This is a genomic window from Zhongshania guokunii, assembly GCF_040892635.1.
Taxonomy (GTDB): Bacteria; Pseudomonadota; Gammaproteobacteria; order Pseudomonadales; family Spongiibacteraceae; genus Spongiibacter; species Spongiibacter guokunii.
The window spans coordinates 106,798-123,850 of the sequence record NZ_JBFRYA010000003.1; the positions used below are offsets into that span (position 1 = coordinate 106,798).

The 17,053-nt window shown below is 49.8% G+C and carries 12 protein-coding genes; 8 read left to right on the forward strand and 4 right to left on the reverse strand.

Going from position 1 to position 17,053, the window contains the following annotated elements:
• Nucleotide 1 precedes the first annotated feature (1 nt).
• On the reverse strand, nucleotides 2-1,051 hold the full coding sequence (gene purM, locus AB4876_RS04655; protein WP_368380483.1) for a phosphoribosylformylglycinamidine cyclo-ligase: 1,050 nt from the start codon (nucleotides 1,049-1,051) through the stop codon (nucleotides 2-4).
• 151 nt (nucleotides 1,052-1,202) lie between these two features.
• On the opposite strand from purM, the gene AB4876_RS04660 reads away from it, so the two are divergent.
• From AB4876_RS04660 to AB4876_RS04685, 6 genes are all read left to right on the forward strand, one after another.
• Nucleotides 1,203-2,291 carry a DUF2066 domain-containing protein gene (locus AB4876_RS04660; protein WP_368380484.1) on the forward strand — a complete coding sequence of 363 codons (1,089 nt, stop codon included), beginning with the start codon at nucleotides 1,203-1,205 and terminating at the stop codon, nucleotides 2,289-2,291.
• Entirely contained in the window at nucleotides 2,288-3,379 is a 1,092-nt protein-coding gene (locus AB4876_RS04665; protein ID WP_368380485.1) for an AI-2E family transporter, read from the forward strand. The genes AB4876_RS04660 and AB4876_RS04665 overlap by 4 nt, the downstream gene beginning before the upstream one ends.
• Nucleotides 3,379-4,074 (forward strand): DnaA regulatory inactivator Hda, encoded by a 696-nt coding sequence (gene hda, locus AB4876_RS04670; RefSeq protein WP_368380486.1) that lies wholly within the window; start codon nucleotides 3,379-3,381, stop codon nucleotides 4,072-4,074. The genes AB4876_RS04665 and hda overlap by 1 nt, the downstream gene beginning before the upstream one ends.
• A 249-nt stretch (nucleotides 4,075-4,323) precedes the next feature.
• Nucleotides 4,324-5,430 carry an OmpA family protein gene (locus AB4876_RS04675; protein WP_368380487.1) on the forward strand — a complete coding sequence of 369 codons (1,107 nt, stop codon included), beginning with the start codon at nucleotides 4,324-4,326 and terminating at the stop codon, nucleotides 5,428-5,430.
• A gap of 296 nt (nucleotides 5,431-5,726) precedes the next feature.
• Nucleotides 5,727-7,910, forward strand: coding sequence for a molybdopterin oxidoreductase family protein (locus tag AB4876_RS04680; protein WP_368380488.1), 2,184 nt, complete (start codon nucleotides 5,727-5,729; stop codon nucleotides 7,908-7,910).
• A 102-nt stretch (nucleotides 7,911-8,012) separates the two neighbouring features.
• Entirely contained in the window at nucleotides 8,013-9,863 is a 1,851-nt protein-coding gene (locus AB4876_RS04685; protein ID WP_368380489.1) for a DmsC/YnfH family molybdoenzyme membrane anchor subunit, read from the forward strand.
• 72 nt (nucleotides 9,864-9,935) lie between these two features.
• On the opposite strand, the gene AB4876_RS04690 is transcribed toward AB4876_RS04685, so the two are convergent.
• A complete protein-coding gene (locus AB4876_RS04690; protein WP_368380490.1) occupies nucleotides 9,936-10,616 on the reverse strand; it encodes a DNA-3-methyladenine glycosylase I in 681 nt (226 codons plus the stop codon).
• 244 nt (nucleotides 10,617-10,860) lie between these two features.
• Here AB4876_RS04690 and AB4876_RS04695 point away from each other — a divergent pair, with 244 nt between their 5' ends.
• The gene (locus tag AB4876_RS04695; protein ID WP_368380491.1) at nucleotides 10,861-13,131 is read left to right on the forward strand and encodes an esterase-like activity of phytase family protein; all 2,271 of its coding nucleotides are present in this window, start codon (nucleotides 10,861-10,863) and stop codon (nucleotides 13,129-13,131) included.
• A gap of 67 nt (nucleotides 13,132-13,198) precedes the next feature.
• Here the strand turns inward: AB4876_RS04695 and AB4876_RS04700 are convergent, their stop codons facing one another.
• Entirely contained in the window at nucleotides 13,199-13,606 is a 408-nt protein-coding gene (locus tag AB4876_RS04700; protein WP_368380492.1) for a response regulator, read from the reverse strand.
• Entirely contained in the window at nucleotides 13,603-15,426 is a 1,824-nt protein-coding gene (locus tag AB4876_RS04705) for a CHASE domain-containing protein (RefSeq protein WP_368380493.1), read from the reverse strand. Before AB4876_RS04705 ends, AB4876_RS04700 begins: the two co-directional genes overlap by 4 nt.
• 414 nt (nucleotides 15,427-15,840) lie before the next feature.
• On the opposite strand from AB4876_RS04705, the gene fabV reads away from it, so the two are divergent.
• Nucleotides 15,841-17,031 (forward strand): enoyl-ACP reductase FabV, encoded by a 1,191-nt coding sequence (fabV, locus tag AB4876_RS04710; RefSeq protein ID WP_368380494.1) that lies wholly within the window; start codon nucleotides 15,841-15,843, stop codon nucleotides 17,029-17,031.
• Nucleotides 17,032-17,053: the final 22 nt, after the last annotated feature.

Consider the following 17,053-nt stretch of genomic DNA (forward strand, 5'->3'; position numbering starts at 1 on the left):
ATTACATGCCTGCAATATTGACTTGCGGCTCGTCTTCCCCTGCTGCGTCGATGCTGCCGATCACCTGTGCCACTTCACCCTGCTGGGTGAGCATGTCGATAACGGCTTCTGCGTCATCGGCGGCAACCGCCATCACCATACCGATACCGCAGTTGAAGGTGCGGTACATTTCCCGCGCTTCAACATTGCCCTGCTCTTGCAGCCAGTCGAAAATAGCTGGGCGCTGCCAGGTGCTGCTGTCGATAACCGCTTTAGTGTTGCGGGGCAGAACACGGGGGATATTGTCTAGCAAACCGCCGCCAGTAATGTGGGCGAGGGCATTGACTCGATATTGCTTAATAACGCGCAGTACGGGTTTGATGTAGATCCGCGTGGGTGCCAGCAGGGTTTCCCCTAAGGTGCTGTCGCCGAAGGCTTGATCTAAGGTGGCGCCGCTGTGCTCAATAATCTTGCGCACCAGTGAGTAACCATTGGAGTGCGGGCCAGACGAATTAATACCAATCAACTTGTCGCCGATTTTGACTGAGCTGCCGTCGATGATGTTGGCTTTTTCCACCACGCCAACGCAGAATCCCGCTAAATCGTAGTCGTCACCTTCATACATGCCGGGCATTTCAGCAGTTTCGCCGCCGACCAGTGCGCAGCCCGCTTGCTCGCAGCCTGCGCCAATGCCGCTAACGACGTTGGCGGCAATGTCGACATTCAATGCGCCAGTGGCGTAGTAGTCGAGGAAGAAAAGCGGCTCGGCACCGGTTACCAGTAGGTCATTGACGCACATGGCGACCAAATCGATACCGATGGTGTCGTGGATGCCCACGTCCATAGCAAGTTTGAGTTTGGTGCCTACGCCGTCGGTGCCTGAAACCAGTACCGGCTCTTTATAGCCAGTTGGGATTTGGCACAGGGCGCCGAAGCCGCCAAGGCCACTCATGACCTCGGGGCGACGGGTGCGTTTGGCAACATCTTTAATGCGTTCTACTAGCGCATCACCGGCGTCGATATCAACGCCGGCATCTTTATAGCTTAAGCTGGGCTTACTGGTGTCAGTCATAGTCGTTGGCTGTCCTCTAAGAGGGCGCCATTCTAGCTTGATTGTGAGTTTAATTCAGCAGCAAAAACGCGACTTTTTGCCACTACTCACGACGATGTCGCGGCGGCTTGCTACAATAGCCGCTCGCGACAGGGAAAAGGGCATAAATAAAGTGAAGCAAATAATTCGGGTGTCGGTCATTTTCTACCTGTGGGTAATGGTCGGAAGTGGCCATGTAATGGCAGGTATTGTTGCTAATTTATACGACGAGCAACTGGTGGTGGAATCTCAGTCGCGCGAAGTCTTAAAAGCAGCGGCTGCCGAGGCCCTCGAGCGGGTTTTCGTGCGGGTTTCGGGGCGCCGAGATGTTGGTGGTAGCCCATCTCTTGCCGCCGCCTTGGCCCAGCCAGAGCCTTTTATTACCCAGTACCGCTACCAGCGCAGTAAAGATGACGAAGGCGCTGATGTGTTGCAGCTAAGCCTCAGCTTCTCGCCGCGGCAGGTCAATTCCGAGCTGGAATCGGCGGGTTTGCCGGTATGGTCTGCCAACCGTCCGGCGGTATTGGTGTGGTTGCTGGCCGATACCGCGGATGGCCGTCAATTTGTAGGGACCGACAGCAAGGCTGAATTGCTGCGCGATTTGCGGGACGTTGCCCAGCGCCGAGGTTTGGTATTGCAACTGCCGCTGTTTGATTTGGCTGATTCGACCAATTTGAGTTCGGATGAATTATGGCAAATGTCGGTGGATGATGTGCGCGCCGCGTCAATGCGCTACTCGGCACCTTTTGTATTGATGGGGCGGGCTTCACAGTTTTCGACTGGCCAGTGGGTGGCTAGCTGGGCTGTTTTGCAGGGCGACGACGTCGTGCGGCTAGACAGCGAAGGTTTGGACGGACGGGATTTATTGGCGGTACCGGTAGATGCACTAGCGAACTTGCAGGCGTCAAAGTACTCCGTGGTAGCGGGTGCTGGGAGCAGTAGCGCTAATAGCTTAATTTATATTAGCGGGGTTAAGGATTTTGCGGCCTACGCTGACATGGTTACCTATTTGGAAGGCTTGGCGGTGGTTCAGCACGCTAATACGGTGTGGTTGTCCAGCAATGAGTTAATTCTTGAGCTGGTGCTTAATGGCGATATGGAAAAGGTAAAGCGCTTCCTTAGTTTAGATGGTCGTTTGCTGGAGGAGTCGCCTGGGATGATGCAGGCAAAAGCGCCGCAAGCGGTGGCGGCGTATTATCGTTGGTCGGGCTCTGGCCTGTGAACAGTCTGCCAAAGCCAATATGGGCGCTAATCGGCCTTGCTATTTTAGTATTGGTAATCCATTTGCTAGGGCCAATTTTAATGCCGTTTTTAATTGCGGCGGTATTGGCGTATATGGGTGACCCGCTAGCAGATAGGCTGGAAGCCAAGGGCATGAGTCGGACTTGGGCGGTGGTGACGGTGTTTTCCACCCTGAGTCTTGGCGGGTTGTTGATGCTGTTGATTACGGTGCCGCTGCTTATTGAGCAGCTGCAGTTGTTAGTGGAGCGTTTATATGATGGCTTGCGTTGGTTGCAGGCCACTGCCTTACCCGCACTGCGCCAATATCTGGATTTACCTGAGCAAACTCAGCCCATGGACGCGGCGCGTGATGCGATAAGTAAACATTGGGACAGTGCCGGGGGAATACTTTTTTATCTCTGGGGCAAGATCAGTGGTTCAAGCCTTGCGCTGCTCGCTTGGCTGGCAAACGTTACGCTAGTGCCAGTAGTGACGTTTTATTTGTTGCGCGACTGGGATGTGTTGATGGCTGCGATTCGCAATTTACTGCCTAGGTCAGTGGAGTTGCGCACGGTACTTATTGCCAGCCAGTGTGATGAGATCCTTGGTGCGTTTGCCAGAGGTCAGCTTCTTGTGATGTTGGCGCTGGCGGCAGTGTATACCGTTGGTTTGTGGCTTGTAGGCTTAGATCTGGCGCTGGTGCTTGGTTTGGCGGCGGGTTTGGCGAGTATTGTGCCTTACTTGGGTGTTATTGTGGGTATCGGCGCCGCCGGTACGGCTGCATTTTTTCAGTTTGATAGCCTTTGGCCTCTCGCAGGTGTGGCGGCGGTATTTGGGGTGGGGCAATTGTTGGAATCGATGGTGTTAACCCCGATGCTAGTTGGCGAGAAAATAGGACTGCACCCAGTTGTGGTGATTTTTGCGATTCTTGCTGGCGGTCAGCTGTTTGGTTTCGTCGGCGTTTTGTTAGCGCTACCGGTCGCGGCCGTGATCAAGGTAATGATTAATCATTTGCATGACTATTATAAACAGAGTGGTTTCTATGGCGCAGTTACTGCGCTGACTGACGAGCAGGAGCTTGGGGATTGATGGCAAGTCAGCAGCTGCCATTGGCGTTGAAGCTAGATAATGAAGCAACCTTTGATAATTTCTACTTGGTTGAAGAGCATCGCCTAGTGGTAAACCAACTGCGCCTGCAGGCTTCAGGGGAAGGTGAAAAGTGGGTTTATTTGGGCGGCGGCGCTGGCCGTAGTCATTTGCTGCAGGCTTGCTGTCATTTGGCTGAGGGACGCGGTTTGTATGCTCGTTACATCCCGTTGGCAGAGGTAGTGGATTATGAGCCCGAGGCATTATTAGAGGGTTCCGAGTACCTAGATCTATTGTGTTTAGATGACCTAGAAGCGGTTGCGGGACGCGCTAATTGGGAGCGGGCACTGTTTAATTGCTATAACCAGATGTTAACTACGGAATCGCGGATGCTGATAGCATCCGCGAAGCCACTAAGTCAGCAGACAGTTGAGTTACCCGATTTACGTTCGCGTTTGCAGAGCTTTAGTGGCTATTTTTTGCGCAATTCTGATGAGGCGGCGAGGCTGGCGGCGTTTCAGTTTCGGGCGAGTCTGCGAGGTATTACTATTTCTGATGCTGTTGCCGAATATATTTACATGCGTTGTCAGCGCGACCTTGCGAGTTTATTTGGAATATTGAATACTCTGGATCGGCTCAGTTTGGCTGAGCAGCGCAAATTCACTATTCCATTTATAAAAAAGGCGATGGGCTGGTGAGTATTTTTTACCGGAAAACTGGTAATACGTACAATTGCGGCTATTTTTAGCATAAGCATGGGAACTTGCTTATTAATAGGTGTTCGGAGTGCTTCTTTCCGCTAGAGTGGCAGGGGGAAAAATCGGGGCTTGCGTGGTAAAATTACACAAAATCAGGCGTGCAAGCGTCAATGCCCATGTTATTCTGGGCTCATGGCGTGCTTTCACGGCATAGCAAAGGAAGTTTCTAAAAAAATGAAGGGGAGAGTTATGCGTAAAATTCTATTGAGTGCAGCAGTGGCTAGTTGCATGCTGCCAACTCTGGTCTCTGCAGCGGAGGAGGGTACTTGGTATTTGAACCCAGCCATCGGCCAGTATTTCTTTGACGGTTCTCGAGACTTGACCAGCACTGAAGTAGCACTGTTTGGTGCTGAATATGTGCTAAGCAAAGACTGGGGTGTAGAACTACGTGGTTTGTACAGCGTCGCGGCAAGTGATCGCAATATTAAAGCGCTAGATCAAAAAATTCTTGGCAGCAGCGTAGATATGCTGCGTTATTTCAGCACTGACAGTAAGTTCACTCCATACCTCGCTGGTGGTATGGGTGTAATTGAAGCTGATTACGACAACGGCCGCTACGACAGCCAAACCCAGCTGAACGCTGGTGGTGGTGTTCGTTACACTATTGACGACCAGTGGTCTGTTCGTGGTGATGCACGCATGGTTTATGGTACTGATCATGAAACTCAAGATGGCAATGTATCTATTGGTTTGAGCTATAACTTTGGTGGTTCACCTGCACCAGCGCCTACTCCGATGCCTGTATCTAATGACTCGGATGCCGATGGCGTAGAAGATGGTATTGATCAGTGCCCGGGTACACCAGCCGGTGTTGCAGTCGATGCTAAAGGTTGTGCATTGGATAAAGACGGTGACGGCGTACCTAACTACCGTGACAAGTGTCCAAACACCCCAGCAGGTCGCCAGGTTGATAAATTCGGTTGTAAATTTGTACTTAAGCACACCGAAAGCATCAAGTTGGAAATTAACTTCCCCAATAACTCAGACGCTATCCCAGTTGCCTATTCAGTTGAACTGAAAAAAGTTGCTGACTTTATGTCTAAGTTTGGTGGTATTAAAGCGGTTGTAGAAGGCCACGCCGATAGCAATGGCGCAGCGGCGTACAACAAACAGCTGTCACAGCGCCGTGCTGACGCAGTGCGCAATGCTTTGATTCGCGATTACAATATTGCGGAGAATCGTTTAAGTGCAGTGGGTTACGGTGAAGAGCGTCCAATTGCAGATAACAAAACTGCGGATGGCCGTCGTGCTAACCGCCGTGTTATCGCGGTGATGCAGGCTGAAGTTGCTGAATAAGCTTCCGTAAGCTGAAGAAAAAAGGGGCCTGTTTAGGCCCCTTTTTTTGTGCCTAAAAAAGCGCTGTTAATGAGTTTGTACTGCCTTCTATAGGCTGAAGATCTTTCCTTACCTCCCCTTGAATACCTCTTATTTTGGCTCTTTTGACTCATTCGATGCAGCTGGCATGGATCTTGTAGATCTCCTGTAGTGATAGCCATAAACCGAGCTAGATTCACCATTATGGTGCGCTTATTGGTGGCTTGTATTTATATGGATGCTCTTTAGTGGTGCGCCATGATGTTGGGGAGACATAAATGATCTTTGGCCGAAAACACCGCAAGCCAATCACCATCGTTGATAAAAAAGTTGTCGATTGGAAATACGCAGTATGTGGTTACTGCTCAACTGGCTGTTCTATTGAGGTGGGTTTGAATGCCGAAGGCAAGCCTGTGGCCAGTCGTGGAAAAGGGAATGCGCCGGTCAATCAAGGTAAGCTTTGCATCAAAGGTATCTTTGAACACGAGTTGAGTGTTACTCCGGGTCGCGGCACCGAGCCGTTGATGCGCAATAAGATATACGATCAGTTTCAGCCCGCGAGTTGGGATACTGCACTGGATAAAACCGCTGCAGAGTTTAAGCGTATTCAAGAGAAATACGGGCGTGACAGTATTGCTGTTGTTTCCACTGGGCAGCTGCTTACAGAAGAATTTTATACCCTAGGTAAGTTGGTGCGTGGGGTCATTGGCACCAATAATTATGATGGTAATACCACTCTGTGCATGGCCTCTGCGGTATCGGGCTACAAACGCTCTTTTGGCGCAGATGGTCCGCCAGGTTGCTACGACGATTTTGAAAGCACCCACTGTTTAATGGCCTTTGGCTCTAATCTGCCAGAGCAGCACCCCATTATTTATTGGCGTTTAAAGGAAGCGCTGGAAAAACGTAAATTCCCACTGATCGTGGTCGACCCACGCGTCACCATGTTTGCTCAGTTTGCAGATATTCATTTACCGATTACCCCTGGCACAGACCTAGTGCTATTGAATGCCCTAGCTCACGTGATCTTAGCGGAAGGGCTTCAAGATCAGGCTTATATCGAAGCCCACTGTAATGGTTTTGAAGAGCTGAAAGCGACGGTGGCGAAATACGATCCGGTCAGTGCCTCACGGATTTGTGGTATCGATGCCGACATGATTAAAAATGTGGCCAGAATATACGCCAAAGCGCCATCGGCGATGAGTATTTGGACCATGGGTATTAATCAGAGTACTCATGGCACAGACGGTGTTTGCGGTATTAATAATCTCAATTTAATCACCGGTAATATCGGTATTCCCGGCGGTACCAGTCTGTCGATCACTGGCCAGTGCAATGCCATGGGCACGCGGGAGTGGTCGTCATGCTCGGGCTTGCCTGGCTATCGTGCCCTCGAGAAGCAAGAGCACCGCGATGAGGTTGCTAAGTTCTGGGGCGTTGACGAAAGTTTCTTCCCAGCTAAGCGTGGCCTGCAGCAAACAGATATCTTTCCGGCAATTGAGTCCGGAGAAATTAAGGCTTTGTGGATAGTGGCCACTAATCCACTAACGTCGATGCCGAACCAACCGCGAATTAAGAAGGCACTGGAAAAACTCGAGTTTATGGTGGTGCAGGACGGTTATAAAGATTGTGAGACGGTAAACTTTGCTCATGTGTATTTGCCTGGCGCGCTTTGGGGTGAAAAAGAAGGGGTGCAGACCAATACCGAGCGTCGGGTTAATTTGGTACGCAAATTTGTTGAGCCGCCGGGACAGTCAAAGCCAGATCACTGGATATTCAGTGAGTTGGCAAAGCGTTTTGAGCAGGGTCGAGCTATGGTCTTCCCTGAGACTACCTCTGAAATTTTTGACGAGATGAAACAGCTGTCTAAGGGTGACGGCCGTAATCTAGATATATCCGGCATGAGCCACGACCTAATCGAGGCTCAGCGCGGTATTCAATGGCCAATGCGCGAAGGTGCAGAAACCGGCGATCCGCGCTTATATAGCGACGGTATATTCCCCAGCCCGAATGGCAAGGCGAATTTGCTGGCGATGGATTATATCGAAGACAACGAAGTGCCCAGCGATAGCTACCCCTTCTGGCTGAATAGCGGCCGAGTGGTTGAGCATTTTCATACGCGTACCAAGACCGGCAAAATTGGTAATTTGAATAAGTTTAGCCCGACGCCCTATATGGAAATGAACCCAGACTCTGCCCGCGAGCAGGGGGTTAAGCACCAGAGTTATGTGCGGCTGGTATCTAAGCGTGGCGATGCAGTGGTGATGGTTCAGCTCACGCAGCGAGTGCCTCACAATATGGTGTTTATTCCCATGCATTACCACGATTGTGTCAACCGCTTGTCACTGGGTTTACTCGACCCCTATTCACGGCAACCTGCCTTTAAGCAGTGTGCGGTGCGCATAGAGCAGATTGATCAAAAAGAAGCTGGGCGACTAAACGTTGAGCGTCGCGCCTACTGACTGGTGCGGGCGCTGCCCGCGCAGAACATCTTGTAGTTTGTCATATGGTTTTTAGAGCGATTGTGGCTTTAGCGCTAATACGTTCGACAAAGGGTCTTAAATATGTGGAAAGTTAGAGACGATGAACCCAGTTACGCCTTTCTCAAAGAGCCTACGGCTCCTGAGGTAAATTATTACGAGGCGCCCATCGATCTTATTGCGCGTACTGGCGGGGCTTTACCCGCTGGCCGAGAAATGTTTATTAATGAAGAGCCTGGCGTGGGTAATAACCCCAATCGTAATAAACAGCATGCATTTCATTTTACTGCCGATAATTGCATAGGTTGTCACGCCTGCGAAGCGGCTTGTAGTGAGAAAAACGACAATCCTGCGCATATCAGTTTCCGCTCTGTAGGCTATGTTGAAGGCGGCACCTACCCCGACTTCAAGCGTATGAATATCTCAATGGCCTGTAATCACTGTGACGATCCGGTGTGTTTAAAAGGCTGTCCGACCCGCGCATACACCAAACATGTGGAGTATGGGGCGGTGCTGCAGGATCCGGAAACCTGTTTCGGCTGCGGCTACTGCACTTGGGTCTGCCCTTATAATGCGCCTCAGCTGGACCCGATCAAAGGTCAGGTCTCTAAGTGCAATATGTGCGTAGATCGTCTTGAGGTAAATCTAAAGCCCGCCTGTGTTTCAGCCTGCTTGGGTAACGCCCTTAACTTTGGCGTGGTCGATGATTTGCCGGAAAACCGCGAACAGGGTAAAACGAGCATTCCTGGCTTCCCCGATCCAGAAATCACTCACCCTAATATCCGCTTCCAGCAAATTCAGAATATGCCTGATGAGGTGACTCGTACCGATGGTATGTCGGTGAAATATCATAAGGGCGACGATGGCCAATACCGCCCTGTGGTGGATCAGAAGAAAGGCGTTGAGAAGAAGTGGAGTCTCGGCAAACTTAGCTCTCGCGAAAATCCGCTGGTGATTTTTACCTTGGTTAGCCAAACCTCGCTAGGGGCATTTTTATTGAGCTTCCTTGGCGCGCAGCTAGGTATCGACAGCATTATCGCCCTGCGTGACTCAGTGATGTACATCCCCTTTATGGCGGCAACAGTGAGTCTAGCTGGGCTGGGTATGCTGATGTCGGCGACTCACCTTGGTAAACCTTGGCGTTTTTATCGGGGCTTTAATAATTTGCGTCATTCTCCTGTGTGTCGTGAAGGCTTGGGTATGCTGCTGTATATGGTCTTTGCTGGAATACATTTATTAGCGATGCTACCTGAAAATGCCGTGTTTATTTCTCTGTTTGGTACTTGGGGAACGTTCAGCGGTGTGGCAATCACTAGCGGTTATTTGGCGCTAATCGCCGGCGCGGTGGGGCTTTACTATATGTATCGCTGCTACCGTATCCCCGCGCGGCCGTTTTGGAATCACTGGCAGACCGGTAGCGCATTCTTAGGTACATCGCTTAGCTTGGGCAGTGTCGTGCTGGGCGCCGTTGGTGTGCCAACCTTGATGTTAATTGGCGCCGACGGCCTAGCAATGTTGAAATTGTGCCTTGCCGTCATGGTGATTGGTATTGCTTTAGAAGCCTTTGGATTGTGGCGTCATGGGGTGGCGATGGATAAGGGTAATAATGAAGGTAGTGTGTCGCACTATATTCAATGCACCTTGTTTGGCAAAAGCTATGCCCTGCGTAACCTACTATTACTGGGCAATCTGATTCTGGCGGCGGCGCTGCTCAGTGGCTCCGAGCTTGGGGTGTTGAATTTAATTGGTGGCGCGGTATTGTGTGGTTCTATATTAGCAACGGCGATAATAGGACGCTGCCTCTTCTATGTACTGGTTATACCTACAACTATGCCGGGCGCCTTCTTTTGGAAGAACAAAGATTTCGAAGAGCATGCTCGCGATATCGGTTTGGCAAATATGCCCCAGGTTGGTGTGGTAGCGCACGCTCACTGAGGAGCATTAGCTTAAGCTTAGCAAGCATAAGGGCAGCGTAGCTGCTCTTACTCGTTTTTTGTCCTCAGGTTGTTAGTGAGGCCCTATCGACAGGGCCAAAATCATGCTTAATTCCGCCATAGAGCGACCGCTTTCCTGTTGCATTTCATTAAAGGCATGTTGTGCGATTTTTAAATCGCGCTGCGCAGTAAGCTGGGTTTTATCAATTAGCCCGACGCTAATCAGTGCAGTGCATACATCCTGGCTTAAAATAAAGGTGTCTTTGCCGCTGAAACGCAAAAAATATTGCCCACTATTGCCGCCTAGACGACTGCCGTGTTTTTTAAGGTAGGCCCACAAACCGACAAGGTCCTCGCTGGGCCAGCTTGCTAAAAACTGGCCAAAGCTGCCGTGCTCTCGTTGAATGTCGAGAATAAACAGGGCGTTGTCTTGCACAGATTTAACTTTGGTTAAATTGCGTACAATGCGCCGGTCGCTGGCCATGGTTTCAATTTGTTCGGGAGAGCGAGATGCAACCCAAATCGGCAGAAAGCCATTAAACACCTCCTCAAAGCCAGGCCACTTATTGGAAATAACCCGCCATACAAAACCCGCGCGAAACACACAGGCGGCCATCTCGGCTAAGTAGCGATGATCGGGAACAGCGTTTAATTCTTCAGTATTCAGGCTGCTGGGCAGAAGATCTTCAATCGCCGCGATACTACCGTGTTGAACAATTGCTCGTTCTAAAAATGTTTTATAAAGAGACTTCATATAAGACCTTGCTACGCGCTACCGCCAGCGCGCGGTGGTAATGCGCTCGCAGCCGTTTGGGATAGATCCATAATAAACATCGTAGCGGCGTAGCGGCAATAACATTTCTCCGCGTTACGTTAACTTCTTGAGCGTGCTGCTTTCATAAAATCGCCTTATTTCTGACATAAAACTGTCAGTGTTTTGTCGCAATTCCCCCGTAGTCTTTAGCGATTATTATTTTCGCAGTAATTCTGGAGGAAGCATGCAATTTAAGAAAACAGCATTATCTTGGGGGATTGCACTGGCAACGCCTCTGTTTTTGGCCGCCTGCGGTGGCGATGACAACAAAACTCACGCGGTGCAAAGCAGTGAAGCGAAAAGCTTTAACCGCATTGCGGTATATCCGGTATGCATGCAAGCGGATCCCACATGTAATAGCGATGACGCTACGGCCGCCGAAATTGTTGCTGCCAGCACCGACGGTATGACCCTTATTTATACCGACAGCCCCAAAGAGCAACTGGGTTTTGTCGATATCACCAATCCAGCAACGCCGGCGGGCCTAGGTGTATTGCCGCTGGCCGGTGAACCAACCTCGGTGGCCGTTAAGGGCAATTACGCGCTTGTGGGCGTTAATACCAGCAGTGATTTTGTGAGTGTTTCCGGTTTACTGGTTGTTGTAGATATTGCCACCCGCAGCATAGTGCATTCTATTGATGTGAGTGGTCAGCCAGACTCGGTGGCGGTTAGCCCAGACGGTAGTTACGCAGCGGTAGTCATTGAAAATGAGCGTGACGAAGACCTTAATGATGGCGCTTTACCGCAAATGCCAGCAGGCAAACTGGTTATTGTTACCTTAAGTGGCGAACCCGCGGATTGGACGACTAATGCCGTCGAGCTCACTGGTTTGGCCGATTTGTACCCCACCGACCCGGAGCCTGAGTTTGTTGATATAAACGCCGATAATATTGCTGTTGTTTCAATGCAGGAAAACAATCACATTGTTTTAGTCGATCTTTCTGACGGTAGCATCGTTAATGATTTCAGCGCCGGTAGTGTCGACCTGACAGGAGTTGATGCTAATGAAGATGATGTTATTACCCAGAATGAATCGCTCGACGACGTACTGCGTGAACCCGATGGTGTGAGCTGGCTGTCTACTGAATACTTTGTCACTGCCAACGAAGGTGACCTCGACGGTGGTAGCCGCAGCTTTAGTGTTTTTAATACATCTGGAGAAGTGGTTTATGAGGCAGGTAATACTTTAGATCAGCTCACCGCCCGCATTGGGCACTATCCTGAGTCGCGCTCTGAAAATAAAGGTAATGAGCCAGAAAATGCAGAATACGGCGTATTTGGTGATGATCAGTTGCTGTTTGTAAACTCCGAGCGCGCCAGTGTTGTGTTTGTGTACGACGTGGCTGACTACACCAAGCCGGTATTCAAGCAAGTGCTTCCCGCTGGCGTGGGTCCAGAGGGTGCCTTGGCTATCCCCTCGCGCAATCTGTTGATTGCGGCTAGCGAGGAAGATAGCCGTGGCGATGTAATTCGCTCGGGCTTAAATATATACCAATATAGTACTGCGGCGGCTAGCTACCCGACCATCGTGTCTAACGATCGCGAGGATGGCTCACCAATCTCGTGGAGCGCCTTGTCGGGCTTGTCTGCCGATCCATCTGACAGCAAGTTGATTTACGCGGTAGACGATAGTTACTACAAGAAAAATCGTATTTTTACCTTAGATGTTGGCGCGCAGCCAGCAGTAATCACTGCGGAAACCCGTATTGTCGACACTGACGGTGTGCTTGCTAGCTTGCCGTTGGGAACCTTGCCTGAGGGCACGGTGAATGAAGACAAGACAGTTAACATCGATCCCGAAGGTATTGCCAAACTGGCCGACGGCAGTTTTTGGATCGCCTCTGAAGGTAAGGGCAGCTTGATTGATGGCCCCGTTACAAGTATGAATGTGCTGATTGAAACCGATGCAAATGGTGTGATTCAGCAGGCGGTAACCTTGCCCACAGAGGTTAATTTACTGCAGCGCAATAATGGCTTTGAAGGGCTTGCTGAGTATGATGGTAAACTCTATGTCGCTTTTCAGCGTGCTTGGCAGACAGAAGATAAGGTGCGGATTGGTATTTACGACATTAATGCGCAAAGCTGGAGCTTCTTGTTTTATACGCTAGATGCCCCAGAATCTCAGAACGGTGGTTGGGTAGGCTTGTCGGAAATTACTGCTTTGGATAATGGTGAGTTCGTGGTTATCGAGCGGGACAATCAGGGTGGACCAGACGCGGTGATCAAGCGTTTGTATAAGTTCGACACGACTGGCCTCGCTGATGGTGCCACGGTAAGTAAAATCCTCGTGCGCGATGTACTTGCAGATATGAAGGCGACGGGTGGTCTGGTTGTCGAAAAAATCGAAGGCTTAGCACTGCTGGACAACGGCGATTTACTAATGGTGAACGACAATGACGGCGTTGATGATAGCAACGGCGAAACACAGTTATTGAATCTGGGTAAGTTATTTTAAATTACGTTTATTTTATTTTGATCAAGCCCGCGCATGCGCGGGCTTTTTTATGTCTTGGAATTAGCCGCTAATTAAAATATTGCTCGATAACGTCGTGTAGTTTGTCAGCGGACAGGGGCTTGCTGCAATACGCAGACACTGCTGGATGCGATTCTGCGCGTTCATGATCACTGGGATTAGCTGAGGTGGATAAAATAATAATCACTGGCTGACGTAAATCTTGTGGAACAATGCCTTCATAGCGATCAAGAAACCCCCAGGCATCAATGGCGGGCATATTAATGTCTAAAAAAATAAGTTCAGGAAGTCGCTGCTGTTGTTTAACTGCGTTATCAAGGGCGGTTAAGGCCACGGCTGCGTGGGTGTAGCTGGTGACGGTTTTGCAGGCTCGCGCCTTTTCTATAATCATTTGGTGATAGTAATTGTCGGCGCTACTGTCATCAATCAAGATAATATTTTCGAGCTTAGCGGTCATATCGAGATCACCTTGGGAATAGTAAAGCTAAAGCGGCTGCCGTGGTTTAATTTAGACTCTACCCAAATTTTGCCGCCGTGCAAGTTGACTACTTTTTTGCAATTAGCTAAGCCAATGCCGCTGCCCGGATAGTCATCTTGACTGTGTAGGCGTTTAAAGATCATAAAAATCTGGTCAAGATACTCTACTTCAACGCCAATGCCGTTGTCGCTGACAGTAAAGCACCAAGCATTTGATTTATCTACGCAGCTAATGTCAATTTGTAGTGGGGTGTCTGCTTTTTTGAACTTTAACGCATTGCTAATTAGATTTTGGAAGAGCATGCGCAATTCGGTTCTGTACGCGGTTATCGCCGGTAAGCTGCCAATATTGATTTGGGTGGTGGCTTGGTCAATGCTGGCGTCTAAGTCGGCAATGACCTCCGTAATTAGCGCTACGCAGTCAACCCCGCTGAGTTCAGGGGCTCTGCCTATCCGGCTGTAAGACATAAGTCCGAACACTAAATTGCGCATTCTTTCTGCGGCTTCACTAATAAAGTTAACTGACATTAAAACCCGCTCATTGTTTTCGCTATCCACTATCTCTTCACGCAGCAATTCGCTGAAATTACTGAGGGTGCGCAGGGGTTCCTGAAGGTCGTGAGATGCGGCAAAGGCAAACTGAGCTAACTCTTCATTTGAGGCTTCTAGGCGCACAACAGATTTTTGAAGTTCCTGCGCTTTGACTTGGTAACCTTCCGACATGCGCTGTGCAAATTGCAACGCGCGGCGATTGGCTCGCGATAGTAATAGAAACAGGCTCAGCAACATGGTGTCGATGAAAATGCCGCCAATGAGTATCAACATGGGCTGAGTGTTTTGGGTTTCAGTACGAAAGGCTTTAGTCGACCATGCATCGACCCGCCATTCTCGGCCATAAACCTCTAAGGTATACGTTTTTTTGAACAGCGGCTCGGCGTCAAAATCGGCCTCATCGCTGTTGTTTTCATCGTATAACGACTCGCCTTGATCGCTGATGCTTATGCCTATTTGGCGGCGGCTCTTTTCCAGTGTACCGCGCATCAGTTTATGAGTGACGAATGGGGCATAGACCATACCGCCAAATAGCGCACGCCTGCTTTCTAGGTTCATTGGGCTGTTATTAGACGGGGCGTCACGGTAGAACGGTGCGTAAAATAAAAAGCCTGGTGTTTTCTCTGCGTCCTGTACTAAAACAATAGGACCGGTAATCTGGGCTTGGCCGGTATCGCGGGCCTTGAGCGCTGCCGTTAAGCGATTGGTTTCATGAGCCACATCTAAGCCAATTGCGGCCAAGTTGTCTTTTTCTGGTTCAATATAGGTGATAGGGAGCAAATAGCCATTGCTGTGCTGAGGATGTATCTCATAATTGGCTCGGTTCCTACGCTGTTCTGTGTAGTAGCGATCTAAATTGTTTTGGCTAACTCTGTAAATTACGCCAATGCCATTTATGCCTTTGTACTTTTGAGGCAGGTGCAAGGCGCTGGCGAACTCTCGCCACTGGTGATGGCTCATTTCGCCATCGTGGGACTGGATGGTTGCGACACCCGCCCACAGGGCGTCTTCGTATTTTTGCAGGCGCTCCGAAATCAGAGTAATGCTTTGATCAGCTTCCCGGTTAAAGCGGTTCTCAATTTTATCTTGCACTTGATAGCGGGAGTACTGCCATACGACAAGGGTTAGCAGGAGTGATAAGCTCACCACTAGCCAGTGTACCCAGTGCAGGCCGCCAGCCTTTTCTAAAGCTTGCTGCTCAGTGAGAATGGCGCCCTGATCCTGTTCTGGTATTTGCTGTTCAGTCATAGTGTGGACAAATAACTTTTAGGAATTACTTTCCACCAGTCTTGTTAGTGGCGGCGGCTTACTCATAGCGTGTGGGCGCGGTTGTAAAAGGTTGTGTTCAATTTTAATCCTGATAACCGCCAGCACACCTTAAGTTTATGCACCAGTATAGGTAGCTACGCGGGGCTCTGCTACTGGACGTAGGCGATAATTGGCTGTAAGTAGGTACAATTACTAAATTAGTCAGTGCTTAGTGGCTATTCTGGGTAATATTTATCTGCATGTTAGGCGTGAGCGGTGATGGTCATAGTTGATCGTGTGCGTCGCTTAATGCGCGCTCGATGTTGACGCTGAGTATTAGTGCGAGCGGGCAAGGGTGGTTATAATGCCCCCACGCTAAAAGTTTTATTCATTTATTCGGAGCAGGGACCCTTTATGATCATCAAGCCTCGTGTGCGTGGTTTTATGTGTGTAACAACTCACCCCAAGGGTTGTGAGGCCAATGTTAGTCAGCAAATCGATTATGTTAAAGCGCAGGGGCCAATTGTAGATGGTCCTAAGCGGGTGCTGGTAATTGGTGCGTCCACGGGATACGGCCTTGCTTCACGTATTACTGCGGCTTTTGGCGCTGGCGCGGCCACCTTGGGTATTTTCTTTGAGAAAGAAGGGATTGAAAGAAAGCCTGGCACCGCTGGTTGGTATAACTCGGCAGGTTTTCATAAATTCGCCGAGGCCGAAGGCCTGTATGCTAAGAGCATCAATGGCGACGCGTTTTCTGATGCCATTAAAGAAAAGACCATTGCGCAGATTAAAGCCGATCTTGGTCAAGTCGACTTAGTCGTGTATAGCTTGGCCTCGCCGCGTCGCCAGCACCCTAAAACCGGTGTGGTGTACAACTCTACCTTAAAACCGATTGGTAAAGATGTTACCCAGCGCGGCGTGAATACCGATAAAGAAACCATCGAAAACTTTACCTTGGCTGCGGCCAGCGACGAAGAGATAAGCAACACTGTTGCGGTAATGGGTGGTGAAGATTGGCAAATGTGGATTGATGCACTGGACGACGCCGGTGTCCTAGCCGACGGCGCCAAAACTACTGCTTACACCTATTTAGGTGACCGTCTAACCTGGGATATCTATTGGCACGGCACGATTGGCGCAGCCAAGAAAGACCTGGACAAGCGCGTGATTAATATTCGCGAACGCCTCGCGGCCAAAGGTGGTGACGCGCGGGTGTCGGTCCTTAAGGCGGTAGTTACTCAAGCTAGCTCGGCAATTCCGGTTATGCCTCTGTATTTGGCGCTGCTGTTTAAAGTCATGAAAGGCGATGGCAGCCATGAAGGCTGTATTGAACAAGTTTACGGCCTGTTCAAAAATAGCCTGTATGGCAGCGAGCCAATTCGGGATGACGAGGGGCGTTTGCGCGCCGATGGCTTGGAAATGCGGCCAGAAGTACAAGATGCGGTTGCCAAAATGTGGGAAGCCGTGACTACTGAAAACCTTCACGAGACAACTGATTTTAGCGGCTACAAACGTGAATTCCTGCGCTTGTTTGGCTTTGAAATTGATGGCGTAGATTACGACGCTGATGTTAATCCAGAAGTAGCGATTAAAAACATGGTCTAATTTTGGCCCTGTTTGTTTAAAA

Coding starts and splice junctions, on each gene's coding strand:
- purM (WP_368380483.1), bottom strand. CDS start 1,051: ATGACTGACACCAGTAAGCCCAGCTTAAGCTATAAAGATGCCGGCGTT.
- hda (WP_368380486.1), top strand. CDS start 3,379: ATGGCAAGTCAGCAGCTGCCATTGGCGTTGAAGCTAGATAATGAAGCA.
- AB4876_RS04675 (WP_368380487.1), top strand. CDS start 4,324: ATGCGTAAAATTCTATTGAGTGCAGCAGTGGCTAGTTGCATGCTGCCA.
- AB4876_RS04680 (WP_368380488.1), top strand. CDS start 5,727: ATGATCTTTGGCCGAAAACACCGCAAGCCAATCACCATCGTTGATAAA.
- AB4876_RS04685 (WP_368380489.1), top strand. CDS start 8,013: ATGTGGAAAGTTAGAGACGATGAACCCAGTTACGCCTTTCTCAAAGAG.
- AB4876_RS04690 (WP_368380490.1), bottom strand. CDS start 10,616: ATGAAGTCTCTTTATAAAACATTTTTAGAACGAGCAATTGTTCAACAC.
- AB4876_RS04695 (WP_368380491.1), top strand. CDS start 10,861: ATGCAATTTAAGAAAACAGCATTATCTTGGGGGATTGCACTGGCAACG.
- AB4876_RS04700 (WP_368380492.1), bottom strand. CDS start 13,606: ATGACCGCTAAGCTCGAAAATATTATCTTGATTGATGACAGTAGCGCC.
- AB4876_RS04705 (WP_368380493.1), bottom strand. CDS start 15,426: ATGACTGAACAGCAAATACCAGAACAGGATCAGGGCGCCATTCTCACT.
- fabV (WP_368380494.1), top strand. CDS start 15,841: ATGATCATCAAGCCTCGTGTGCGTGGTTTTATGTGTGTAACAACTCAC.